Source organism: Devosia sp. Root685 (genome assembly GCF_001427875.1).
GTDB lineage: Bacteria > Pseudomonadota > Alphaproteobacteria > Rhizobiales > Devosiaceae > Devosia.
On record NZ_LMHK01000003.1, the window covers coordinates 159,329 to 182,386 of the forward strand.

The 23,058-nt window shown below is 61.6% G+C and carries 26 protein-coding genes; 19 read left to right on the plus strand and 7 right to left on the minus strand.

All coding sequences use genetic code 11. The features are described from left to right. Window positions 1-46 precede the first annotated feature (46 nt). Window positions 47-397, minus strand: coding sequence for a hypothetical protein (locus ASD83_RS15960; protein WP_056313308.1), 351 nt, complete (start codon window positions 395-397; stop codon window positions 47-49). A gap of 315 nt (window positions 398-712) precedes the next feature. Here ASD83_RS15960 and ASD83_RS15965 point away from each other — a divergent pair, with 315 nt between their 5' ends. The 10 genes from ASD83_RS15965 (at window position 713) to ASD83_RS16010 (ending at window position 9,696) form a co-directional block, all read left to right on the plus strand. Next, a complete protein-coding gene (locus ASD83_RS15965; protein ID WP_056312761.1) occupies window positions 713-3,391 on the plus strand; it encodes a transglycosylase domain-containing protein in 2,679 nt (892 codons plus the stop codon). Between the two features lie 125 nt (window positions 3,392-3,516). Continuing rightward, window positions 3,517-3,996: a glutathione peroxidase gene (locus ASD83_RS15970; RefSeq protein ID WP_056313310.1), complete on the plus strand. Its 480-nt coding sequence runs from the start codon at window positions 3,517-3,519 to the stop codon at window positions 3,994-3,996. Between the two features lie 235 nt (window positions 3,997-4,231). Continuing rightward, entirely contained in the window at window positions 4,232-4,693 is a 462-nt protein-coding gene (locus tag ASD83_RS15975) for a Crp/Fnr family transcriptional regulator (RefSeq protein ID WP_056312764.1), read from the plus strand. Beyond that, the gene (locus ASD83_RS15980) at window positions 4,690-5,016 is read left to right on the plus strand and encodes a SelT/SelW/SelH family protein (protein ID WP_056312766.1); all 327 of its coding nucleotides are present in this window, start codon (window positions 4,690-4,692) and stop codon (window positions 5,014-5,016) included. Before ASD83_RS15975 ends, ASD83_RS15980 begins: the two co-directional genes overlap by 4 nt. Before the next feature lie 63 nt (window positions 5,017-5,079). Further along, on the plus strand, window positions 5,080-5,448 hold the full coding sequence (locus tag ASD83_RS21570; RefSeq protein ID WP_056312768.1) for a YegP family protein: 369 nt from the start codon (window positions 5,080-5,082) through the stop codon (window positions 5,446-5,448). A 109-nt stretch (window positions 5,449-5,557) separates the two neighbouring features. Beyond that, window positions 5,558-6,346 (plus strand): substrate-binding periplasmic protein, encoded by a 789-nt coding sequence (locus ASD83_RS15990; protein ID WP_056312770.1) that lies wholly within the window; start codon window positions 5,558-5,560, stop codon window positions 6,344-6,346. 178 nt (window positions 6,347-6,524) lie between these two features. Next, window positions 6,525-7,343 (plus strand): amino acid ABC transporter permease, encoded by an 819-nt coding sequence (locus tag ASD83_RS15995; protein WP_056312772.1) that lies wholly within the window; start codon window positions 6,525-6,527, stop codon window positions 7,341-7,343. Between the two features lie 56 nt (window positions 7,344-7,399). Then, window positions 7,400-7,921, plus strand: a complete 522-nt coding sequence (locus tag ASD83_RS16000; RefSeq protein WP_056313312.1) for a CreA family protein — start codon at window positions 7,400-7,402, stop codon at window positions 7,919-7,921. Between the two features lie 262 nt (window positions 7,922-8,183). Further along, window positions 8,184-8,819, plus strand: coding sequence for a peroxiredoxin (locus tag ASD83_RS16005; protein ID WP_056312775.1), 636 nt, complete (start codon window positions 8,184-8,186; stop codon window positions 8,817-8,819). A gap of 523 nt (window positions 8,820-9,342) precedes the next feature. Then, window positions 9,343-9,696, plus strand: a complete 354-nt coding sequence (locus tag ASD83_RS16010) for a septal ring lytic transglycosylase RlpA family protein (RefSeq protein WP_244489207.1) — start codon at window positions 9,343-9,345, stop codon at window positions 9,694-9,696. 60 nt (window positions 9,697-9,756) lie between these two features. Here ASD83_RS16010 and ASD83_RS16015 read toward each other — a convergent pair whose 3' ends face one another. Continuing rightward, window positions 9,757-10,758, minus strand: coding sequence for an aldo/keto reductase (locus ASD83_RS16015; RefSeq protein ID WP_156386012.1), 1,002 nt, complete (start codon window positions 10,756-10,758; stop codon window positions 9,757-9,759). After that, complete coding sequence (locus ASD83_RS21155) at window positions 10,755-10,913, minus strand: DUF1127 domain-containing protein (RefSeq protein ID WP_162249183.1); 159 nt, start codon at window positions 10,911-10,913, stop codon at window positions 10,755-10,757. The genes ASD83_RS16015 and ASD83_RS21155 overlap by 4 nt, the downstream gene beginning before the upstream one ends. Window positions 10,914-11,093: 180 nt before the next feature. Between ASD83_RS21155 and ASD83_RS16020 the strand changes: the two genes are divergently transcribed. From ASD83_RS16020 to ASD83_RS16050, 7 genes are all read left to right on the plus strand, one after another. Next, the gene (locus ASD83_RS16020; RefSeq protein ID WP_056312779.1) at window positions 11,094-11,966 is read left to right on the plus strand and encodes a LysR family transcriptional regulator; all 873 of its coding nucleotides are present in this window, start codon (window positions 11,094-11,096) and stop codon (window positions 11,964-11,966) included. An 80-nt stretch (window positions 11,967-12,046) separates the two neighbouring features. Beyond that, window positions 12,047-12,619 carry a hypothetical protein gene (locus ASD83_RS16025; protein WP_056312781.1) on the plus strand — a complete coding sequence of 191 codons (573 nt, stop codon included), beginning with the start codon at window positions 12,047-12,049 and terminating at the stop codon, window positions 12,617-12,619. 89 nt (window positions 12,620-12,708) lie between these two features. Further along, window positions 12,709-13,881: an MFS transporter gene (locus ASD83_RS21375; RefSeq protein WP_056312783.1), complete on the plus strand. Its 1,173-nt coding sequence runs from the start codon at window positions 12,709-12,711 to the stop codon at window positions 13,879-13,881. Further along, window positions 13,878-15,059 carry an MFS transporter gene (locus tag ASD83_RS16035; RefSeq protein WP_056312785.1) on the plus strand — a complete coding sequence of 394 codons (1,182 nt, stop codon included), beginning with the start codon at window positions 13,878-13,880 and terminating at the stop codon, window positions 15,057-15,059. Before ASD83_RS21375 ends, ASD83_RS16035 begins: the two co-directional genes overlap by 4 nt. 74 nt (window positions 15,060-15,133) lie before the next feature. Beyond that, window positions 15,134-16,288 carry an MFS transporter gene (locus ASD83_RS16040; protein WP_056312787.1) on the plus strand — a complete coding sequence of 385 codons (1,155 nt, stop codon included), beginning with the start codon at window positions 15,134-15,136 and terminating at the stop codon, window positions 16,286-16,288. Beyond that, window positions 16,281-16,745, plus strand: a complete 465-nt coding sequence (locus ASD83_RS16045; protein WP_056312789.1) for an MmcB family DNA repair protein — start codon at window positions 16,281-16,283, stop codon at window positions 16,743-16,745. The genes ASD83_RS16040 and ASD83_RS16045 overlap by 8 nt, the downstream gene beginning before the upstream one ends. A 14-nt stretch (window positions 16,746-16,759) precedes the next feature. Then, complete coding sequence (locus tag ASD83_RS16050) at window positions 16,760-17,899, plus strand: MFS transporter (protein ID WP_056312791.1); 1,140 nt, start codon at window positions 16,760-16,762, stop codon at window positions 17,897-17,899. Between the two features lie 5 nt (window positions 17,900-17,904). On the opposite strand, the gene ASD83_RS16055 is transcribed toward ASD83_RS16050, so the two are convergent. After that, window positions 17,905-19,560, minus strand: a complete 1,656-nt coding sequence (locus ASD83_RS16055; RefSeq protein WP_082561275.1) for an MBL fold metallo-hydrolase RNA specificity domain-containing protein — start codon at window positions 19,558-19,560, stop codon at window positions 17,905-17,907. A 124-nt stretch (window positions 19,561-19,684) separates the two neighbouring features. On the opposite strand from ASD83_RS16055, the gene ASD83_RS16060 reads away from it, so the two are divergent. Further along, the gene (locus tag ASD83_RS16060) at window positions 19,685-20,035 is read left to right on the plus strand and encodes a DUF1428 domain-containing protein (RefSeq protein ID WP_056312793.1); all 351 of its coding nucleotides are present in this window, start codon (window positions 19,685-19,687) and stop codon (window positions 20,033-20,035) included. Between the two features lie 98 nt (window positions 20,036-20,133). Here the strand turns inward: ASD83_RS16060 and ASD83_RS16065 are convergent, their stop codons facing one another. Next, window positions 20,134-20,685, minus strand: coding sequence for an ActR/PrrA/RegA family redox response regulator transcription factor (locus ASD83_RS16065; RefSeq protein WP_056312795.1), 552 nt, complete (start codon window positions 20,683-20,685; stop codon window positions 20,134-20,136). A 57-nt stretch (window positions 20,686-20,742) separates the two neighbouring features. Then, window positions 20,743-22,047 (minus strand): ActS/PrrB/RegB family redox-sensitive histidine kinase, encoded by a 1,305-nt coding sequence (locus ASD83_RS16070; protein WP_056312797.1) that lies wholly within the window; start codon window positions 22,045-22,047, stop codon window positions 20,743-20,745. A gap of 140 nt (window positions 22,048-22,187) precedes the next feature. Here ASD83_RS16070 and ASD83_RS16075 point away from each other — a divergent pair, with 140 nt between their 5' ends. Then, window positions 22,188-22,646, plus strand: coding sequence for a DUF2852 domain-containing protein (locus ASD83_RS16075; RefSeq protein WP_056312799.1), 459 nt, complete (start codon window positions 22,188-22,190; stop codon window positions 22,644-22,646). Between the two features lie 159 nt (window positions 22,647-22,805). Here ASD83_RS16075 and ASD83_RS16080 read toward each other — a convergent pair whose 3' ends face one another. Next, the gene (locus tag ASD83_RS16080; RefSeq protein ID WP_056312801.1) at window positions 22,806-23,024 is read right to left on the minus strand and encodes a cold-shock protein; all 219 of its coding nucleotides are present in this window, start codon (window positions 23,022-23,024) and stop codon (window positions 22,806-22,808) included. Window positions 23,025-23,058 lie beyond the last annotated feature (34 nt).

Consider the following 23,058-nt stretch of genomic DNA (forward strand, 5'->3'; position numbering starts at 1 on the left):
CCCGCTCAAGGTGGCGCCCGCAAGGCCCTGGCGACGTCGGAAGCGTTCAGTTCGACGGCCCGGTAAGAAAGGGCATGATATCGACGCCATCGCCGGGAAAGAGCGAGAAATGCGGGTGGTTTTCGAAGAGTTTTGCCGCTGCCTCGATGCTTTCGGCCTCGACGACGATATAGCCGCAAAAGGGGTTCACTGCCGGTGCGACGCCGTTCTTACTGACGCGCAAGGTCTTGCCCACCATGCCGCCGGGATCGGGAAATGAGGCGGCGTTGCGCTTCTCCCAATCGGCCCATTGCTTGAGGCCGGCTGCGTCAACCGCGTCCTGATCGGCCTTGGGCATGGCGCGGAAGCGGGCGAGATCTTCCGGCTGCATCGTATAGACGGCGAGAAAGCGGGGCATGGCGCGCTCTTTCATGCTGACTGGGATGGCGTAAGGTTATCCTCCAAAGTCATCCCGCCTAAAAGAGCTGTTTCAGATCGGGTCAGCAAAAGGGCTGTGGCAGAGGGGTCACACTGGCTTCAACACTGTCGCAAATCCCATAAACCGGCCACATTTACCGCAGAAAAGCGTCTCATCCGACCGCGAGACGCAGCGGAGACGGGAAATCCCGTCCACAGCGCGCCAGAGGACTTTAACCTCCTGCTTACCTTTTGTTTCCCTCATGGAGAGAACAGGGTAGAAGCGGGATGAGACCCCCTAGGACAGGTTTGCTCGATGGACTTCCGCATTTCGGCCGATGATCGCGTTGGCGCCCAGCCCAATAGGGGTGCCAAGCCGCAAGCGCGTGCCGCAAAAGGCCAGCGCGTCGAGCCGAGCCTTGGCCAGTCCGTCGGCGGCTTTGTCGATGATGAACGCTCCGGCGGTCCCATCGGCGGTGGTGGCGGCAATGGCGGCAAGCCGCCGCGCGGCAAGAAGCCGGCCCGCGCCGAGAAGGAACCGCGCCGCGGCAAGGCCGAAATGGCAAAACCCAAAAAGCGCCGCTCGCGCTCGGGCGGTTTCCTCATGGGGCTTCTGTGGTGGGGCTTTGTCGCCTGCCTTTGGGGCGGTCTCGCCGTTATCGGCGTCATCGTCTATTATGGCGCGCAACTGCCCTCGTCCAATTCTTGGGCCATTCCCGATCGCCCGCCCAATATCCGTATTCTGGCGGCCGATGGCAGCCTGATTTCCAATCGCGGCCAGACTGGCGGCGAAGCGGTCACGTTCCGCGAATTGCCCCAATATGTGCCGGCCGCCTTCATCGCCTCGGAAGACCGGCGCTTCATGAGCCATTTTGGCGTCGACCCGATTGGTTTGATCGCGGTTGCCGTCGAATCCGTCCAAGCGCGCGAAGTAACGCGTGGCGCATCGACCTTGACCCAGCAGGTGGCAAAGAACCTCTTTCTTACCCCCGACCAGACCCTTGGCCGTAAGGTGCAGGAAGCCATTCTCGCCATCTGGCTCGAGCAGAATTTCACCAAGGAAGAAATTCTCGAACTCTATATGAACCGCGTCTATTTCGGTTCCGGCGCCACCGGTATCGAAGCCGCGGCCCAGACCTATTTTGGTGTGTCCGCGCGAAACCTCTCGCTGGGCCAGGCCGCCATGCTGGTGGGCATTCTGCCCGCGCCATCGGCCTATAATCCAAAAGCCAATCCGCAGCGCGCCATCGAGCGCCAGCGTCTGGTGCTCAATTCCATGGCGCAGGAAGGCTATATCACCCGCCAGGAGGCTGACGCGGCGCAGATTTCTTCTGACCAAGGGACCGTGCGCACCGTGGTCGCGGGTTCGGAATCCTATGTGGCAGACTGGGTCGAAAGCCTGATGACCGCCTATATCGGCGAGATCAAGGATGACGTGGTGGTGCAGACCACCATCGACTGGAAAATGCAAAAGGACGCCGAGTTTGCCGTCCGCGAGGCTGTGGCCAATGAGGGCGCCAAGCGCGGTTTCAGCCAGGGCGCGCTGGTTGCCATGGACGTTAATGGCACGGTGCGCGCCATGGTCGGCGGCGTTGATTATCAGGCAAGCCAATATAACCGCGCCGTGACCGCCAAGCGTCAGCCCGGTTCGACCTTCAAGCCCTTCGTCTATATGGCCGCCATGGAAAAGGGCTATACACCCGACACTTTGGCCGAGGATGCCCAGTTCGAATATAAGGGCTGGAGCCCGCGCAATGCCTCGGGCAAATATGCCGGCACGGTGACGCTGCGCCAGGGTCTGGCCTATTCGCTCAATACCATTGCCGGTCGCCTTGCCATCGACGTGACGCCGGAAGCCGTCATCGATGTCGCGACCCGCATGGGCATTTCATCGCATATGACGCCGGTGCCCTCGATCGCGCTCGGCACGCAGGAAGTGAACCTGCTTGAGCTGACCTCGGCCTATGCGCCTTTCGCCAATGGCGGCATGGGCGTCATTCCCAATGTGATCACCAAGATCACCTCCAAGGACGGCACCCAGCTTTATGAAGCCTCCGACGCCGGCCCCGGCCGCGTCGTCGATCCCAATGTGCTCGCCGAAATGAACGACATGCTCAAGACCGCGGTGGAAGTGGGTACGGGCAAGGGCGCCAATCTTGGCGGCTGGGATTTTGGCGGCAAGACCGGCACCAGCCAGAACGCGCGCGACGCGCTCTTTGTCGGCTATACCTCGGCCATGGTCACCGGCGTGTGGCTGGGCAATGACAATGACACCAAGACCACCCTATCGGGCGGTAATGTGCCGGCGTCGATCTGGTCCGAATTCATGACCAAGGCCCATGCCGGCCGCTCGCCGGTCGCCATTCCCGGCGGCTCCTATCAGGGCCAGTTGATTGCCCAGCAATTGATCGACCCGGCAACGGGGCAGGCCCTGATCGATCCGACCACCGGCCAGCCGCAGGTGCAATATGTCGATGGTGGCACCGGCCAGCCGGTGCAGACCATGACCGATCCGGCGACGGGTCAGGTCGTCGCTATCGATCCCAATACCGGTCTTGCCAATCCGAACTTGGCGCCTGTCGGTGCCGGCACATCGACCAATCCCCCGATCCAGACCGGACAGATGACCGACCCCACGACGGGGCTGCCGATCAATGGTGGTTTTGACCAGACCCAGCCGCAATACGATGCGCAGGGCCAGGCAATCGATCCGGTAACGGGCTTCCCCTTGCAGGCCGATCCCAATGCGGGTCTTAACAATGCGCCGATCGATCCGCAGACCGGCATGCCCATGGTGCTGGTGGTTGATCCGGCAACGGGCCAGCAGGTCTGGGTGCCGGGCGCGCCGGCGGCCGGTCAGCAGCAGTTCCAGGGTCAGCAAATCCAGCCGGCCAGCCCCTTCGCCCCGCCCGCACCGGTGGGCCAACAGCAGCAGCCGGTTTATCAGAACGAAAATTCGCAGCGCACGCTGATGGACCTCTTGTTCGGCAATTGAGGCCTTTGGCCTAACGGACAACATGAAATGGCGAGGCGATGGAGACCTTCCATCGCCTCGCCATTGTGCTGCCGCCATTACGGGTGCAGATGGGCACTATCTCCCTCGCGTCCCCGGATTTTCTCATGACCACACTTGCAGATTTCACCCTGCCGCTCCTCAGCGGCAAGCCGCAAAACCTCGCTGATTTTTCCGGCAAGGTGGTGCTGGTGGTCAATGTGGCGAGCCAGTGCGGCCTGACCCCGCAATATGAGGGGCTTGAGGCGCTCTATAAGCAATATGGGGATCGCGGCCTCGTCGTTCTCGGCTTTCCCTGCAATCAGTTTGCGGGCCAGGAGCCCGGAACCAGCGCAGAAATCGCCAGTTTTTGTCAGATCAATTACGGGGTTACCTTCCCGATCTTCGAACGCGTTGATGTCAATGGCGACGAGGCGCATCCGCTCTACAAGTGGCTCAAGGAATCGGCGCCGGGGCTGCTCGGTAGCGAAGCCATCAAGTGGAATTTCACGAAATTTCTGATTGGCCGCGACGGCCAGGTGGTCGAGCGCTTTGCGCCCGCGACGGAACCAGCGGATATTGCGGGGGATATTGAGAAGCTGCTTTAGGGCAAGCGTTTGCGGCTCCACCCCCTCCCATCCTCCCCCATCAAGGGGGAGGTGCTGCATCGAGTTTTGGGCACTATCGAGTCAAAGTCACCGGCCTGACACCTCCCCCTTGATGGGGGAGGATGGGTGGGGGTGTTGGCATCCTCAAAACCCGAGACGACCACCTCCGCATGCCAGATTGCTTTGCGCCATAAAGCCTCTAGGTTAGAGGGCGGCGGATGAACGAGGGCGGGCCATGGCCGACATTCTCGACTATTGCAAGGATCTGAAGAAGCAGCGCTTCAAGTCGGGGCAGGTGATCCTGCCCGAGGGCGAGCGCCTGGGAAAACTCTATGTTCTCATTGAAGGACAGGTGGAGATCATCCGCGAGCGCACGCAGGTGACCCATGTGGACGAGCCCGGCTCGATCTTTGGGGAAATGGCGGTGCTGCTCGACATGCCGCATTCGGCAACGGTAAAAGCCCTCTCCGAGGTGGAAGCCTATGAAATTCCCGATGCCCTGACCTTCCTCGATGGTCATCCCGAATTCTCGCTCCATATCGCCACCATGCTGGCCCGGCGGCTTTATTATACGACCTCCTATCTCGTCGATCTGCAGCAACAGGCGGCTGGCAAGCGGCAGGATCTCGATCTCGTCGATGAAATCTTGGCGAGCCTTGTCGATCCGGGCGAAGCAGGCAAGAAGAAGCGCAAATGAGCGACGAGACGGTTCTAAAACCCGCCGTTGCAACGGCGGGAAAACCCGCCGTCGTCATCACCTATTGCACGCAGTGCAACTGGATGCTGCGGTCGGCCTGGATGGCGCAGGAACTGCTCTCGACCTTTTCGCTCGAACTGCAGTCGGTGACGCTGGTGCCGGGCACCGGCGGCATTTTCGAAATCCACGTCGATGGCGAACTCGTCTGGGAACGCAAGCGCGATGGCGGCTTCCCCGATAGCCGGGTGCTCAAGCAAATGCTGCGCGACCGCATCGACCCCGAGCGCAGTCTTGGCCATGTGGATCTCATCAAAAGCAAATAACCCTTTTCAAATGCCGGCTTTTGGATAGTCTTTCCCTGTCAAACCCAAGGGAGGCCTGGCGTCATGGCTCACAAGTTCAAGATCACTGGGGCTGCAAACGAGCAGTTCAAGTTCGCCTTCGTCTACAATGCCGAAACGATCTTCTGGTCGGAAAACTACAAGCAGAAGGCATCAGCCAAATCGGCGATCGAGTCGCTGAAAAAGCACGCCCCCGATGCCGCGACGGCCGACCTCTCCAAGGGTGAAGAGGGCAAAGGTTATCGTTTCGAGATCGTGGCGTCCAAGGATGGCCAGCACTTCGTGCGCTTCGTGGCCTCCAATAACGAAACCATGGTTCGCACCGAGACCTACAAGCAGAAATCCAGCGCCACCAATGCCATCGCTTCGCTGAAAAAGAATGGTCCCGGCGCCGACGTCGCCGACGAAGCCTAACTCCCCATTGCTACCAAATTAAAAAGAATTGGCTTGGGGGCGCGACGCCCCCTTTCCACATTTTGCTAAAGCGCACTACTGTCCCTCAATCAGATTTGGGGACGCAAAGATGTTGAAGACCTCCGCCCTCCTTGCCGTGGCCGCCTTGGCCATTGCCGCACCCGCCTCGGCGCAGGACCTGCCCGATCTTGCCGGCCGCACCATCCATGCGGTGACGGAAAACGCCTATTACCCGCTCAATTTCGCCGATGCCAAGACCGGGGAAGGCATTGGGCTCGAATATGACGTGATCAACGAGATCGCCAAGCGCCTCAACGCCAAGGTCGAATGGAACCTCGTCGCCTGGGATGTAATGATCGAATCGGTCCGCACCGGCCAGTTCGATGTCGGCGCCGATGGCATCACCATCACCGCCGAGCGCGACGAGCAGATCGACTTCACCCAACCCTTCATCACCGTCGAACAATATTTCCTCGTGCGCGCCGATGAAGAGCGGATCACCACCAAGGAAAGCTTTGCCGAGAACGCCGATCTGCTGTTCGGCGCCCAGGCCGGAACCTCGTCCTTCTATACCGCCATTTACGATGTGCTCGACGGCGACGAGGCCAATCCGCGCGTCAAGGTTTTCGACAGCTTTGGCGCCGCGGTGCAGGCGGTCAAGGCCGGCGATGTCGATGCCGTGATTGCCGATCAGGCAGCTTCCGCCGGCTATATCGGGGCCGATCCCGGCGCCTTCAAACAGGTGGGCGAAGCCATCAAGGCCGACCCGCTCGGGTTGATCCTGACGCCGGGCTCGGACCTGGTAGACCCCTTCAATGCGGCAATCGTCCAGCTCAGGGCCGAAGGTTGGCTCGATGAGCGGATCAATTACTGGTTCTTTGAATATGCGGGCGAGTGAGCTTTTTGGCTTTTGGCGATTGCCGTCACCCCCTCCCGGCCTCCCCCATCAAGGGGGAGGTGAAGGGACTGGGCCCTTGGCTGGACCGCGTCACCAACTCGATATGGCACCTCCCCCTTGATGGGGGAGGATGGGAGGGGGTGACGACAAGCACGCCGCTTTCGGCTATCTCCCACTTATGACCACAAGCCCACGCCGCCCTTCCATTCTCGCCCGCATGCCCTGGTGGCTGCTCGTCGTCGGGCTCCTGTTCGTGCTTGGCTTTTGGGCCATCACGGCGGACGCGACCTATGCCAATATTTTCCAAAAACTCTCCGGCGGCGTGCTGACAACGCTATGGGTGACGCTGCTCGCCTTTGGTCTGGCGACCGTGTTCGGGCTTCTTATTGCTTTGGCGCGAACCTCCAATATCCGCGTACTGCGCGAAATCGCGACCTTTTACGTGGAGATCATCCGCGGCATCCCGATCCTGGTGTTTTTGTTCTATATCGCCTTTGTTGGCGCACCGGCTTTGGTGTCTGCCTTCAATTGGGTGGTCGGCCCGCTCATCGACCTTGGCTGGACGGCCCCGGCGACGGTGCGCGGTTTTGATTTCGTCTGGCGGGCGATCCTGGCGCTGACCATCTGCTACTCCGCCTTCATCGCCGAGATTTTCCGCGCCGGCATCGAGGCGGTAGGGCGCGGGCAGGTCGAGGCGGCGCGCTCGCTTGGTCTCTCGCGCTTTCAGTGCTTTCGCCTCGTCATCATGCCCCAGGCGCTGCGCACCATCCTGCCCCCGCTCGGCAATGATTTCGTCTCGATGGTGAAAGACTCGGCGCTGGTTTCAGCGCTCGGCGTGCAGGACATTACCCAATTGGGAAAACTCCACGCCTCCTCGAGCTTTCAGTTTTTTGAGACCTATAATGTCGTGGCCTTTCTTTATCTCACCATGACCATTTCGCTCTCGCTCCTGGTGCGCTGGCTTGAAATGTTCATGGCGCGAAAAGATCGGGGCTGATCGTCTTGCGGGACGCCTTCGCACGGACCATGTTCTGGAAATCGCTGGAGGACCCAATGCACAAACTTGCCCGTCTTGCCGTTTTTGGAGTTGCCGCTCTCGCCCTTGCCGCCTGCGGCAATCGCAATGAGGTGGGCAATGTCGGGGTCGATTGGACCGGCAATGATATTTCGGTCGAGGCCGTGGCCGATCCCGATGTCACGGGCGTCGTCTGCCACTTGGCTTTCTTCAACCGCTCCTTCATCGATCGCGTCAGCCAGGGCAACTGGTTCGAGGACCCGTCCTATTCCGCGCTCGATTGCTCGGCGGTCGGTCCGATCACCGTGGGCGATATCCCCATGAAGGGCAGCGAAGAAATCTTCAAGGAAGCGCGCTCGCTGATCTGGAAGTCGCTGCGCGTCACCCGGATTTACGACCAGGCCAACAATTCGCTGATCTATCTCGCCCATGCCCGCGAAATCCAGCAGGGCTCGGGCAAGATGAGCCTTTCGGTCGTGCCGCTCAACGGGCTCAACGTGACCTGGAAAAATGGCGCGCCCACGGGTGCACCGGTCACCGGCTCGGTCATGGTGCAATAAGCATGTCTCCCGAAAGTGGGTACCGGTTTCGGGACCAAGACATGCGTTAAATCAAAAGGCTAAAGCGTCTGGAGCGGATCCTAGAGATCGCGACGCGCTTTAGGCCATTCCGGCTGTCGGCTCCGGCGGGCAAAGGCTTGCCGGTCTTGGCTAAAACAAGGCAAAAGCGTTCCGCCCGCAGCCGCTTCAAACGGCAGTGCGGGGCACGATATTCTCTTTTCAGACATTTAGCGCCATCTGCTGGCGGCAAGGGAAGACAAACATGGCGATCCTGATCGGCGATACCGCCCCTGATTTCACCCTCGACTCCACCGAGGGCACCATTCACTTCCACGACTATATCGAAGGGTCCTGGGCCGTGCTGTTCAGCCACCCCAAGAATTTTACGCCCGTCTGCACCACCGAACTTGGTTACACGGCCAAGCTGAAACCGGAATTTGAAAAGCGCGGCGTCAAAGTGCTGGGCCTCTCGGTCGACAAGCTCGAAGACCATGGCGGTTGGGCCAAGGATATCGAAGAGACCCAGGGCACGGCGCTCAACTTCCCGCTCTTGGCCGATACCGAAGGCAAGGTGGCCCGTCTTTACGACATGATCCACCCCAATGCCGATAATACCCTGACCGTCCGCTCCGTCTTCGTCGTCGGCCCGGACAAAAAAGTAAAACTCAAGATCGAATATCCCGCCTCGACCGGCCGCAACTTCGATGAAGTGCTGCGCGTCATCGACAGCCTGCAGCTGACCGCCAAGCACCAGGTGGCGACGCCGGTGAACTGGAAGAGCGGCGAGGATGTGATCATCGTTCCGGCCGTGTCCAATGAGGCGGCCAAGGCCAAGTATCCCGAGGGCTGGAAGGAACTGAAGCCCTACCTGCGCATTGTTCCGCAACCCCGTGGCTGAAACGCTACGCGTTTGAGTTTCTGGCGGCGCCTGTCCTTATCCCGAAACCGGGTCCCACTTTCGGGGGACAAGCGCAGGCGGTAACTGTCTTCTCCCTGACTGACTGGGCGGTGGTTCACTCCATCGCCCATTTTCTTTGCCGCAATTGCCGTTTTGCGCTGCCCAAATTGGCCGCAATCATTGTTCGTATTTTCTGAAAAGGCCGGATTTCTCGTTATTCACAGGCTTGACTGGCCGAAATCCGGGGCTTTCGGCCAGATTTCGGGAACCGTTGCCTCATGGCCACAGCGAACAAAGTGGTTTCCTGATTCTTACCGATCTCGGTTAGCAGGGCGCTAATTCGGCAATTCTTGAGATTCAGTTTCTAAGAATCGATCAAGACTGGCTGAATGGTTAATGAATTGATGCCGGCAAACCTGCGGCAATGAGGCAACACCGCACAATCCCGCGCGATTTCGCCCTTAATCGTGCCGCGCGTCATCTTTAGGCAATGCTCATCGATAACTTCAGTGAGCATAGACCATTGATCAGAAGAGCCGTTCTCGTCGCCGCAGCGGCGGCTGCCCTCGCACTTTCCTCCTCGGCAGCCTACGCCCAATGTGGTGGCGCTTCCTGGTATGGCCCCGGCTTCAACGGCAAGCGGGCTGCATCGGGTGAAATCTTCAACGAAAACGCCATGACGGCGGCGCATCGTTCTCTCCCCTTCGGCACCAAGGTTCAGGTCACCGACCAGAACTCGGGCAAGTCGATTGAAGTGGTCATCAATGATCGCGGGCCTTTCCACGGCAAGCGCATCATCGACCTTTCGAAAGCCGCGGCAACTGCTCTCGGCTTCCGCAATCGCGGCACGACCTCGGTCTGCCTCGATTCCATGTGATCCCTTGCGATCTCCCAAGTAAAAGGCCGCCCCTTTGGGCGGCCTTTTGTATTTTTGCTCTCAGGCGTCGACGGGCTCGGCCCGCAATATGCCTGATATTTCGGCCATGACGGCGGCGGGCAGGGGGCCTTTTTCGAGCGCCCCGAGATTGTCCCGGACCTGCGCCTCGGTCTTGAAGCCGGGAATGGGCACGGTGTGCGGCGAGCGGGCAAGGTTCCAGCCCAGTGCGCCCTGCGCCACGGTTCTGCCGCCGGTCGTCAGCAGGTCACGCAGGGCCTCGACCACGGCGAGGGTTTCGGGCTTTGGTCTGCCATCGGCAAAGAACCGCACCCAGGAGTGGCCCGCCGCCCGCACATCGTCCTTGCCGAGGCGCGAACTGGCAGAAAACTTGCCGCTCAGCATGCCCATGGCCAGCGGCGAGCGATTGAGGCTGGCAAGATCAGCCTCGGCACAGAGCGCCAGCATGTCCTTCCCGTCGCAGAGCACGCTCAGTTCCTGCTGTACGGCGGCAAAATGCGGATATTTGAGCATGCGGCGGGCAGAAGCCGCGTTGTCCGTGCTCCAGCCCCAGGCGCGGATGCGGCCTTTATCGACGAGACTTTCGAGCGCTTCGCCGGCGCGGTCGGCGGCGTCATCGCTGAGATCGCCGACATGGATCTGGTAGAGGTCGATATGGTCCATGCCGAGCCGTTTCAGCGATTTCCCCGAGGCCCAATCGATATAGCTCGGCGACACATCGGTCGCGACGAGAGCCTTGGCGCCCTCGTCATAGGTGAAGCCGAATTTTGTGGCGACAAAAACCTCGTCGCGCCGCCCTTTGAGCGCGCTGCCCAAAATGCTCTCGCTATGGCCGGTGCCATAGGCGTCGGCCGTGTCGAAAAGGCTGGCGCCGAGGTCAAGCGCCAGTTCGATCGAGCGCACCGATTGCGCGTCGTCGACCTGTCCCCAACCGTCATTGCGCCCATCGAGGGTAAAGTGACCGCCAATGGCCCAGCAGCCCATGCCCACGGCACCGACCTTTGGCCCATTGGGCCCGAGTTTGCGCTTGTCCATCATGGTCATGCTCCTTCGTCGGTTTGGGTGGCCACGAAGTCGGCAATGCCGCTGCGCTTTGTGCCGATATCGGCCAGCAGGCGGTCGTCGAGCAGGGAAAGCTGGCGGCGGGTGATATTGCGCAGATGCCAACGCCGCAGGCGGTTTCTGATGGGTTCAAACATGTCGTCTCCTCGAAATTTTGCGCAAAAACACCCCGGCGCCAGACTGGAATCCGGCGTTTCAAAACTGGTGCTTTCTGCAAAGGTTGGGACCGCTTCCGGCGATCCGATGAGGCGATAATTGCGCTTTCTCATACCCTTGCGCTACACTCGAGACTGCAAGGTTCTTTTCAGAAATGAAAAATGGATTTCTCCTGGGATGATCTCCGGCTGTTTCTCGATGTGGCGCGGCTCGGTGGGCTGAGCGCTGCGACCGAGACCACCGGCCTTTCGGCGGCGACCCTTGGCCGCCGCGTGACGGCGCTTGAGCGGCAGGTCGGCGAGCCGCTCTTTATGCGCAGCCAGACCGGCTATCGGCTGACCCCGTCCGGGGAAGAATTGCTGCTGCGCGCCGAAGAGGTGGAAGCGGCCATGCTGTCGCTGAAACGCTGGAAGGAAGGCGCCATCGGCGAGCGGGTGGTGCGCGTTTCGGCCGGACCCTGGACCTCGGCATTCCTGGCCCGGCACATTGCAAAAATCTGGACGGCGGGGGATCGCTTTGCGCTCGAACTGGTGACCGCCAGCCAAAAAGTCGATATCGGCCGGCGGCACGCCGATATCGGCATCCGCAACCAGCGCCCGACCGAGCAGTGGCTGGCCGGGCGGCTGGTGGGAAAAGTCGCCTATGGGCTTTATGCGCGGCCCGAGCTGATCAGCGGGGTGGCGGCCGGTTATTTCGTCGGTGTCGCTGGCGAGGGTGGCCAGACCCACTCGGCCCGCTGGCTGCATGCGCGGCATGGCGATCGTATCGCGACGCGCGGCAATGACGCCATGAGCGTCTTGGAACTGGTGGCGGCCGGCGCCGGCATGTCGGTCTTTCCCTGCTTTGTCGGCGACAGCGATCCGCGGGTCGATCGCATGGCCGGCACCATTCCCGAGCTTGAAACCGATCAATGGCTGGTCTGTCACCACGAGGAGCGGCACACCCCCGCCGTGCGCGCCGTCACCGAGCGCATCGCCGCGCTGATGCACGAAAACGCGCCGCTGTTTCGCGGGGAAAAGCCGCTGCACGCATAAAACCCAACCGATCCGTTAGGTCCGCGTTAGGGGCTTGGGCCTAGCATTCGCACCGGGAATGCAGCAGGGACAGCGGTGCTATGAAGGCATACGCCTATGTCGTCGGGCCTCAGGACAAGGCCTGGCAGACGCTTTTCGACATGGCCGGCGCTCTCGGCTTTGCCGGCGTCTCGGACTTTCGCGGCCTCAATCAGGTGGAGCAGCAGGCAGGCGAGACGCCGGTCTGCTATTTTCTGTTTTCGGCCGCCGTAGACCTGAGCGCGCTTCGTCCCGTTGCCGACGCCATCCGCTTCTCGGCTTCGCGTGCCATTCGCTTTTCGCCCATGGTCTATTGCGCCGAGGACCCGTCGGTCGAAACCACCATGGCCTGCATCAATATGGGCTTTGACGACATCGTGGCTCTGCCGCAGTCGCAGCCGAAACTGCGCCAGCGCCTCGCCCGGCAGATCGGCCACAGCCTGGTCTTTTACGAGACCGCGGGCTATTTCGGTCCCGACCGGCGTAACCGCGTCGCGGCGCTTGAACCAAACCCTTCGATGACGCGTGTCGGCGGCCCGTTCCGGCGGCTCGAAATCGTGCGCAATCTGCTCGATGGCGTTTCCGTCCTGCGCGACGAATTCACCGATGTGGCAGCAATGCAAACGTTGCAATAAACTCTATTGGGGCAGGCGCGCCCCCATTTCACTGCGCCGTGAAATGCCCTAACGTCGCGCCGGTCTGATTTTTAGAGCATTTTCCTGTCATGCGATTCGGCATTGCGTTGCCGCCCCAGATCAAGGTCTTTGGGGCGTTTTTCATTTATTCCTTTGCCATGGGCAGCATTTTCCCGCGCCTGCCCGATATTCAGACCGCCATGGGCGTGCGTGAAGGCGCGTTGGGCCTGGCGCTGATCGGCTCGGCCGTCGGCACGCTGATCTCGCTGACATTTGCCGGCCGTATCGTCGAAACCATCGGCTATCGCCGCGTGCTCCTGACCGCCATTCCGCTGCTCTCGGCGCTTTATGCGCTGGCAAGCTGGGCGCAGACCCCTCTCACTTTCTTCCTGCTCTTGCTGCCTGTCGGTCTTACGATTGGCGCCATCGAAGTCATCATCAATGTCGAGGCCGATCGCGTCGAACACGCCATCGGCCGCCGCATCATGAGCCGCGCCCATGCCTTCTGGAGCCTTGGCTTTTTCGCCGCCGGCATCGTCGGCTCCTTCATTGCCCAGTCTGGGCTCGAAGTGCACTACCATCTGATGATCATGGTCCCCGTCATCATCGTCGCGACCCTCCTCATCCTCGGGCGGTTCGAGCCGGCAGCCCACCGCGCCGGCACCAGCACCGATGAAGCGCCGCGCTTTGCCCGCCCCACGGCCACCGTCATGGCCCTTGTCGGCGTGTGCCTTTCGGCCATGTTGATGGAAGGCGCGGGGATCGACTGGTCGGCCATCTATATGCGCGATCTCTTCAATGCCGAACCCTTCTGGGCGGGCCTTGCCGTGGCGACCGTTGCCGGTTCGCAGGGCGTGGCGCGCTTTTTTGCCGATGGCTTTGTCGAGCGCTTCAGCCCGGTGCTCGTGGCGCGCGTGCTGCTCACCATTTTGGGCGTGGGCGTGCTGCTGGCTTTCTTCGCCCCGGCCGCTTGGGTGGCCTATCTCGGCTTTGCCCTGATCGGCGTCGGCTCCTCGGCGCTGTTCCCGCTCGCCATGTCGGCTGCAGCGCAGCAGACCGATCGTCCGGCGGCGGTCAATGTGGCCGCCCTGGCACAATTCTCCTTCACCGCTTTCCTCCTGGGACCGCCGCTCCTCGGCTTTATCGGCGAGCATTTTGGCATCCAGTGGGTGTTCGGCGTCGGCATTCCGCTGGTGCTGCTCGGCTTTACCACGGCCCATGTCCTGGCGCCCAAACCTGTCCTGCTTGAGGCCACCTCATGATTGCCGCTCAACACCGTATCTATGCCAGCTTCTTCCTGTTTGCCGTGACCACGGGTGCGCTGATGGCGCGCCTGCCCGATATCCAGACCCATCTCGGCATTTCCGAAGGCCAGCTTGGCCTGACCATGATCGGCATGGCCATCGGCTCGCTGATCGCCCTCACCTTCGGGCCGCCCCTGATCGAAAAGCTCGGCTTCCGCAAGACCGCTCTGCTCACCGTGCTCGGCCCCGCGCTGCTCTTCGCCACCATTCCCTGGCTGCCGGTGGCGCCGGCCATGTTCGGCGTGCTGTTTTTTGCCGGGCTTCTGGCCGGGGCGCTCGAAATCAATCTCAATGTCGAAATCGACCGGCTGGAAATTCAAACCGGTCAGCGCTTCATGAACCGCGCCCATGGTTTTTGGAGCGTCGGCTTCTTCGTCACCGCGCTTTTCGGCGCCATGATCCGCCAGTCGGGCCTTTCGGCTGGCTGGCATCTGGGCATCATTGCCATCATCGTCGTGGCCGTGGGCGGCTTCCTGCTGATCTCGGCCACCGAAGCGCCCAAGCCGGCAAAGGTCGAGGGCCAGAGCCATGGCTTCGCTTTCCCCAATCTCGGCCTACTGCCGCTCTGCCTCATCGGCTTTGCCGCTTTCCTCGTCGAAGGCGCCGGTATCGACTGGTCGGCAATCTACATGCGCAATGTCTTTGCCGTGGAGCCGTTTATCGGCGGCATGGGCCTGACGCTTTTTGCCTTCTTCATGGCGGCGATGCGTCTTTCCGCCGACCCCATCGTCGCCCGCTTCGGCCCGCGCAACGTCGCCATGGTCATGCTGACTGCGGCAAGTTTTGGCGCTCTCCTCGTCGGCACGGCGCCGACCGCGGAACTGGCCTTGCTTGGCTTTGCGCTGATGGGCGCCGGTTGCTCGGCGGTCTATCCGCTGGCGGTTTCCGCCGCCGCGCAGCGCACCGATCGCCCAGCGGCAGTCAATGTGGCGGCTATCGGCCAGGTTAGCTTCGTGGTGTTCTTCCTCGCCCCACCGCTGCTCGGTTTCGTCGCCGAATTTTTGGGCATCCGCTGGTCCTATCTCATCTGCCTGCCGCTGCTGCTCGCCGGCCTTTGGGCCTCGAGCTTTGCCCTTGGCACCAAAAAGGTCGATACGCCACACGGCATGCCGCCCGAGCCGACGCCGCTCGGCTGACCGGCAAATAAAGACGATTGCTGACGGGTTCTGACGCCGCAGGGCGCCAGAACTCTCGCAAGGAGATTTCTTTCATGCGTCCGCACCACCGGATTTTCGGGGTCTTTTTCATTTTTGCCCTCTCGATGGGCGCCATGCTCTCGCGCCTGCCCGATCTGCAGCGTCAATTCGAGCTGACCGAGGGCCAACTGGGGCTGATGCTGATCGCCATGTCCTGCGGCGCTCTTGTCGGGCTCACCTTCTCCGGCCCCTTCATCGCCCGCTATCCGGCGCGAACCAGCGTTTTCGTCACCATCTTCCTCGCCTCGGCGCTCTATGCGCTGGTGCCGTTCATGCCGTCGGCGCTCTTTGTCGTGCCAGTGCTGTTTTTCGCCGGCATCTGCGCCGGCGCCGTCGAAATCGTCGTCAATCTCGAAGCCGACCGGCTCGAAGCCCAGCTTGGCTACGGCATCATGAGCCGCACCCATGGCATGTGGAGCCTCGGCTTTTTCGTCACCGCCCTCGTCAGTGCAGGCGTCCGCCAGGCCGGCGTGCCGGTGACGGTACATCTCGTGGCCGCGCTGATCGTCGTGGTCATCGCCGGCCTCGTCGTCTTCCGCGGCATCGAAAATGCGCCGCTGCGGCCTGATTCCCATGCCGGCGAAGCGCCGCGCATCGCTTTTCCGACCATGGGTCTTGCCGCGCTCTGCCTCATCGGGGCGGCGCCTCTCCTGGCGGAAGGCGCCGGCATCGACTGGTCTGCGATCTATATGCGCGACGTCTTCCACGTCGAGCCTTTCATCGGCGGGCTCAGCGTCACCGTTTTCTCGCTGGCCATGGCCGTTGCGCGCCTCACCATGGATGGCGTCGTCGATCGGTTCTCGCCGCGCGCGGTGGCGGCAACCTTACTGCTGATCGCCATTGCCGGGCTGGTGCTGGTCGCCACGGCGCCGCATGAATATGTGGCTCTGTTGGGCTTTGTGCTCACCGGCATTGGCTGCTCGGCGGTCTATCCGCTGGCCGTTTCGGCGGCGGCGCAACGCACCGATCGTCCCGCCTCGGTCAATGTCGCTTCGCTCGGGCAGATGACTTTTGTGGTCTTCTTCCTCGCCCCGCCTCTGCTGGGCCTCGTTGCCGAACAGTTCGGCATCCGCATGTCCTATTGGGTCGTGGTGCCGCTGCTGGTCGCTGCGCTCCTCGTCATCCGCGCTCTGCCGGCACGGAAATTTGCAGCGCTCGCCCATGGCTGAAGACCTGCCGCCTATCGTCGATCTCCGGCAATCGGCTACGGCCCTGCGCGTGCAGCGCGGGGTCATGCGCATGCTGCGCGAGCGGCACGATATGGCGTGCTATGCCGAAGTGCCGCTCAGCAATGGGCGGCGCGCCGACGTTTTGGCCGTCGGGCCCAAGGGCGAGATTTGGATCATCGAGATCAAATCGAGCCTCATCGACTTTCAGGTCGATCGCAAATGGCCCGAATACCGCGAATTTTCCGACAAGTTCTTTTTTGCCAAACCGCCCGAGCTCGACGGAGAGATTTTTCCGCAAAGCGAGGGACTTATCGTTGCCGACGGGCATGATGGCGCCATTTTGCGCGATAGCCCCGATACCCCCCTTGCCCCCGCCCGCCGCAAGGCACTGATGCTCAAACTCGCCCGCCTCGGCGCCGACCGCATCCATGTGCTGATGGACCCCGGTCCCCATTGAACGTTTAGTAGATCATGACCTCTGCCCGCTGGCGCATTATTGCGCTTTTTTTCACCCATGCCCTGGCCGCCGGCGCGATCCATACGCGCATCCCCGACCTGCAGGTCGCCATGGGTCTTTCCGAGGGACAGCTGGGCCTCGTGCTGATGGGCCAGCCGCTTGGCGCTCTCTCGATGTTTCTGTTCGCGAGCGCGATCATCGAGCGCTTTGGGCCGCGCCGCGCCATCCTCGCGGTGCTGCCCGTGGTCATCATCACGGCGGCTTTGGCGACTGTGCTGCTCAACCCCGTGGCGCTCTTTATGCTCCTGGCCCTTAACGGGCTTGGCTTTTCGCTCAGCAATATCGCCATGAATGTCGAGGCCGACCGGGTGGAAGCGGCGACGGGCGCGCGGGTGATGAATACCTGCCACGGCGTCTGGAGCGTCGGTTTTTTGATTACATCGCTTCTGGGCGCGACGCTGCGCGGCCTTCATGTCGATCCGGCCATTCACCTCTGGGCACTGGCGCCGGTTCTTATCGTGCTCCTGCTGGTCGTCGTCGTGCCCATGCCGGTCATGCCGCCGCGCCCGCATAGCGGCGAAAAGGTCAGAAAGCTGGCGCTGCCGACCCTGGCGACTCTTGGCCTCGTCGCCTTCGGCCTTGGCGCGGGCCTCACCGAAGGCGCCTCGCGCGCCTGGTCGATCATTTATCTGCGCGATAGTTTTGATGTGCCGCCCTTTGTCGAGTCGCTGGCTTTGCCCGCGCTTCTGGCGGCCATGGCGGCGGGCCGGCTGCTGGCCGATCGCGTCATCGACCGCTTTGGTCCGGTGCGCGTCGCGCGACTGCTCTCGGCGCTCGCCGTCGCCGGCATGGTGCTCATCGTGCTCTCGCCCAATGCTTATGTGGCGCTACTGGGTTTCGTTGTCGTCGGCATGGGCATCTGCGTGCTTTATCCGCTGATGCTCTCGGCCGCCGCGCGCATTGGCGATCGTCCAGCGAGCCAGAACGTTGCCGCAACGACGCTGATCTTCCAGCTCGTCAATCTCGGTGCGCCGGCGCTGATTGGCGCTGTGGCGCAAGGCCTTGGGGTGCGCCTGGCCTTTGCCATGCTCATCCCCTTGCTGGTGCTGACTTTTGCCATGGCCGGGCGCCTGAAACCGCGCCCGGCGTCGTAAGAAAACTACTCGTCGAAAGCCTGTGTCTCGACCGGGGTGACCGGCGTCGGCACGGGCGTTGGGCTTGGCGCTGCGCCCAGTTCCGAGAGTTTTCGTTGCAGCGAGGTCATCAGCGCCAGCTTGTCGCTGTCCGGCAGGTCGTGGAGGCGCTGGCTCAGCCGGATGGTGAAGTCCGAGAAGGCATTGTGCCAGTCGGCCGGCAACTGTTTGAGGTCCACGCGGCGGGCGGCCGGCGCCTTGGCGGCGGCAATGCCGGCGGCGGTCAGTTCAAAATAGTCGTCGAGCTGCGGCAGAACGATCTGGTCGCCACCGATCCCGGTGGCCATCAATGCGGCGCGCAGCGCCGTGCGCTCTTCGTCCTCGCCATGGGTGAGGAAGATGGCGCCATGCGCCGGCAGGCGCTCCTTGATCCACGCCATCAGTTCGGAATGGTCCGCATGGGCCGAATAGTTGCCCATGGAGCGGATCGTGGCGCGCACCGGCACCAGCGTGCCATGAATACGCACTTCCTTGGCGCCGGAGAGAATGATCTGCCCCAGCGTGCCCGGCGCCTGATAGCCGACGAACAGAACCGTGGCATTGGCGCGGATCAGGTTGTTGCGCAGGTGATGTTTGATGCGCCCGGCATCAGCCATGCCCGAAGCGGACATGATGATGGCGCCGCCCTTGATGGCATTGAGCGCCTTGGAATCTTCTACGGCCTCGATGATGCGAAAGCGCGGATCGTTGAACAATTCGTCGGCGGTCAGCTCGGTGTCCTCGAACATTTTCGCATATTTGCGATAGACGCCGGTCACTTTGCTGGCGAGCGGGGAATCGAGCACGACGAGGCGCGGGTCGATCTCTTTGTCGCGAATAAGGACGCCGATATCGTGTAAAAGTTCCTGGCTGCGCTCGACGGCGAAGGCGGGGATGATGAGATTGCCGCCCTTTTGCAGGGCAAGGTTGATCTCGGTCTTGAGCGCCTCGCGGCGCTGCACGAGGGTATAATCCTCGCGCTCGCGGCCGCCATAGGTGGATTCGCAAAGGATATAGTCGAAGTTCGAAGGGCCTTCGGGCTCGTTGTAAAACACCTTTTCGTCCGGCCCGATATCGCCCGAAAACATCAGGCGCACCGGCTTGCCATCGCCATTCATCACTTCCACCTCAATCGAGGCCGAGCCGATGATATGGCCGGCATTCCAGAAGCGGGCGCGCACGCCGGGGCCGGGAGAAATCCACTCGCCATAATTGCAGGTTTTCCGGTGCAGCAGCGCTTCGCTGGCGTCCTCCATCGTGTAGAGCGGTTTTGCCGGTTCATCGCCGCGATGGTTGCGCTTCTTGGTCTCGCGCTCGGCTTCGCTTTCCTGAATGCCGGCGCTGTCGGGCAGCAGATATTCGAGCAGGCCCGCCGTTGGTTCGGTCATCCACATCGGCCCGCGCCAGCCCTCGGCATAGAGCTTTGGCAGGAGGCCTGCATGGTCGATATGCGCATGCGTCAAAAGCAAAAAATCGATTTCTTTGGGATTGAAGGGTGTCGGCTTGAGATTGAGGTCGCGGACTGACTTATTGCCCTGAAACAGCCCGCAATCGACGAGGAATTGCCCCTGCGGATGCACCACGCGGTAGCACGATCCGGTGACCGTTCCTGCTGCGCCATGGAAATGGAGGGTCACCGTCATCACAAAACTCCCGAATTTTCGCCTTGGGTGTCGAACTTAGCCTCAGCCATTCGTCAAAGTCGAGGCAGCGGGCAACCGGTTATGGCTCGCCGCTGTTTTGTTCGAACCAATGAGGAGAGACGAAATGACCTATGTGGATGGATTTGTCGCCGCCGTGCCCAAGGCAAACAAGGAGCAATATATTGCCCACGCCCGAGGGGCGGCCGATTTGGCTAAACAGTGGGGCGCAACCCGCGTCGTTGAGAATTGGGGCGATGACGTTCCCCCCGGTAAAGTGACCGACTTTCAGCGCGCCGTGCAGGCCAAGGAGGACGAGGTCATCGTCTTTTCCTGGATTGAATATCCCGACAAGGCGACGCGCGATGCGGTGATGAAGCGCATGATGGAAGACCCCGCGATGGCGAACGTTCCAGACATGCCGTTTGACGGGCAGCGTCTGATCTATGGCGGGTTTTCGACGCTGTTCGAGGTGTGAGCCTGACAGGCGCGGCGTCATTCCCGCGAAAGCGGGAATCTCGGCTTTGGAAACAGAGATCCCCGCTTTCGCGGGGATGACGCGGTGGCTTGATTGAATCAGCGCGGCGCGCGCTTGGCCAAAATGCGCTGCAGCGTGCGGCGGTGCATATTGAGGCGGCGGGCCGTTTCCGAAACATTGCGATCGCACAGTTCATAAACGCGCTGAATATGTTCCCAGCGTACCCGGTCGGCCGACATCGGGTTTTCCGGCGGCTCGGGCTTGTCTTCGCCGGTGGCGAGAAGGGCATTGATGACGTCGTCGGCGTCGGCGGGTTTTGAAAGATAATCCATCGCCCCGAGTTTTACCGCGGTCACCGCAGTGGCGATATTGCCATAGCCGGTGAGGACCACGGCCCGGGCATCGGGGCGCTTCTGGTGCAGCGCCGAAACCACCTCGAGCCCATTGCCGTCTTCGAGGCGCAGATCGACGACGGCGAAGGCCGGCGGCTGTTCGTTGACGGCGGCAACGCCGGCAGCGACTGACGGCGCGGTGCGCACGATAAAGCCGCGCCGCGCCATGGCCCGTTCGAGCCGGGAGAGAAAGGCCGCATCGTCATCGACCAGCAAAAGGCTGGGATCGGCCGCAAGGATGTCTTCGAGCGTGTTCATGGCGCTTTCCTTAAGCCTTTGCCGCTCTTTCGTCAAAATCGGCTGGGTGCGACACGATCACAGTGCCGCGCGCGGCCAGGTAATAGTGACGCGGGCATGGCCCGTGGGTTTTTCATTTTCAAAGCTTAGGCGCGCCCCGGTGCGCTCCAAGAGGGTCTTGGCAATGAAGATGCCAAGGCCCAAGCCGCCGGGCTGATGCGCGTCGCTGCCATGCGGATCGCGCGGGCGCGTCGTCAGATAAGGCTCGCCCAGCCGCGCGATAAGTTCAGGCGCAAAGCCGGGGCCGTCGTCTGTCACCGTGACGGTGATCGTCGCCTGATCCCATTCGGTATCGATGCGCACGGTTTCGCGCGCATAGCCGGTGGCGTTTTCGATCAGATTACCGAGACCATAGAGCAAGCCCACCGAGCGCGGAAATACGGGGGACGTGCCGGTGGCGCGCTCCGAATAGAACAAAATAACCTTGCCGCGCCCCTCATGCGGGCGCGCGACTTCGGCCAGAATATCGGTCAGCGGCGCTTTGGCGAACATATCGGCCGGCTCGCTGCCGAGGTTGCGCAGTTTGGAGAGAATAGCCCGGCATCGCGCGGCCTGCGAGATGATCAGTTCGACGTCTTCGGCGAGCGGGCTGCCTTCCTCGACCTCGGCCCGCATTTCCTTGGCGGCGAGCGCAATGGTCGAGAGCGGGGTACCCAGTTCATGCGCGGCGGCGGCGGCAAGCCCATCGAGGGCTGAAAGCTGCTCGCGATGCGAGAGCGCCAGTTCGGTCGCAGCCAGCGCGTCCGCGATCAGGCGCGATTCATGGGCGACGCGGATCGTATAGGCGGCGATGAAGGCAATGCCGCAGATGATCGACACCCAGATGCCGATCACATAGATGCGGTTGAATACCAGTTCCTCGCCGGGCACCCAGGGCAGGGGCAGGTGCAGGATCGAGATTACCGAGGCGATGACGGCGGCCAGCGCCGAAATCACCAGCGTTTCCCTTGGCGGCAGCGTCGTTGCCGAGACGGAGACTGGCGCGAGGAGCAGTAGCGCGAATGGGTTGAGCAGGCCCCCCGTCAGGGCCAGCAAGCCGCCCAATTGGCAGAGGTCGAAGGCCAGCTGGATGGCGGCAAAACGCGGCGAAAGCTGGCCTTTGGCACCATAGCGCAGGAACAACGCGACATTGAGGCCCGCCGAAAGGGCAATCAGCGCAAAACATTCCCAGAGCGGCAAGGGGTAGCCGAGCCCCAGATGCACGAAGAGCACGCCAATGGTCTGTCCCACGACGGCGAGCCAGCGCAGCAGCACCAGCGTTTGCAGGCGCAGCGGCCGCCAATGGGAGGCGTCGTCGCTGACGGAAAGGCTCTCTTCGCTCATGATTTTGGGGAACGTCTATGCGCCGCATAGGAAGGGAAAAGCATCATTTCAAGCCTAGAAATCCCATAGGCACATTCTTGATCCTGCCCGGGGGAGGGCCACGTTATGCACATCGCAACGTGACTGGGAAACACATCAACATGAACACAGCAATTATCAAACCGCAATGGTCGCCACTGACCATCGCACTCATGGTCATCGGCTTCATCACCTTTCCGCCGCTTGGCTTCGTCATGCTCGCCTACATCATCTGGGGCGAGAAATTCGGCGGCTCCGCCGAAAAGGCACAGGCTTACTGGAACAAGGGATGTGGCTATATGCGCAACAACAAGAAGCACTTTGGCGGCTTTAACCGCGATCAGTCGAGCTCGGGCAATGCTGCCTTCGACGATTACCGCTCCGACCAGCTCAAGCGTCTCGATGAAGAACGCGCCCGCCTCGACGCCGAAGTGGACGCCTTCCAGGACTATATGGCGAACCTCAGGAAGGCCAAGGACCGCGAAGAATTCGATCGCTTCATGAGCGAACATCGCGGCAACCGCCAGGGTTTTGGCGACAGCAAGCCGACCGACAATAACAATTGGGGCAATAACGGCTAAGGCCGGCCCCTTTCTTCCCTACCTCCCAAGTGAACTGGCGCCCGCAAGGGCGCCTTTTTTGTGCCCGGTTGAGCTGGGCAGCAAAAAGCCCGCCCAGCAGAGGCTGGGCGGGCTAAAACTCAGGTCGCCCGAGGGCAACCTTCAGCGCTCAAAAAGAGCTTACTGCTGAACGAGGGTCAGGTTGATTGCCGATTCACGACCGTCACGGCCGGTTTCGACTTCATAGGTGACCTTGTCGTTTTCGTAGAGGCCATCGACGCCCGAACGCTGAACAGCGGAAATGTGGACGAAGTGATCCTTGCCGCCATTGTCGGGGGTGATGAAACCAAAGCCCTTGGTGGCGTTGAAGAACTTGACGGTGCCGTTGATGGTGGCCATTTTTTTAAATCCTAAAAGCTCGGAGCCGAAGCGA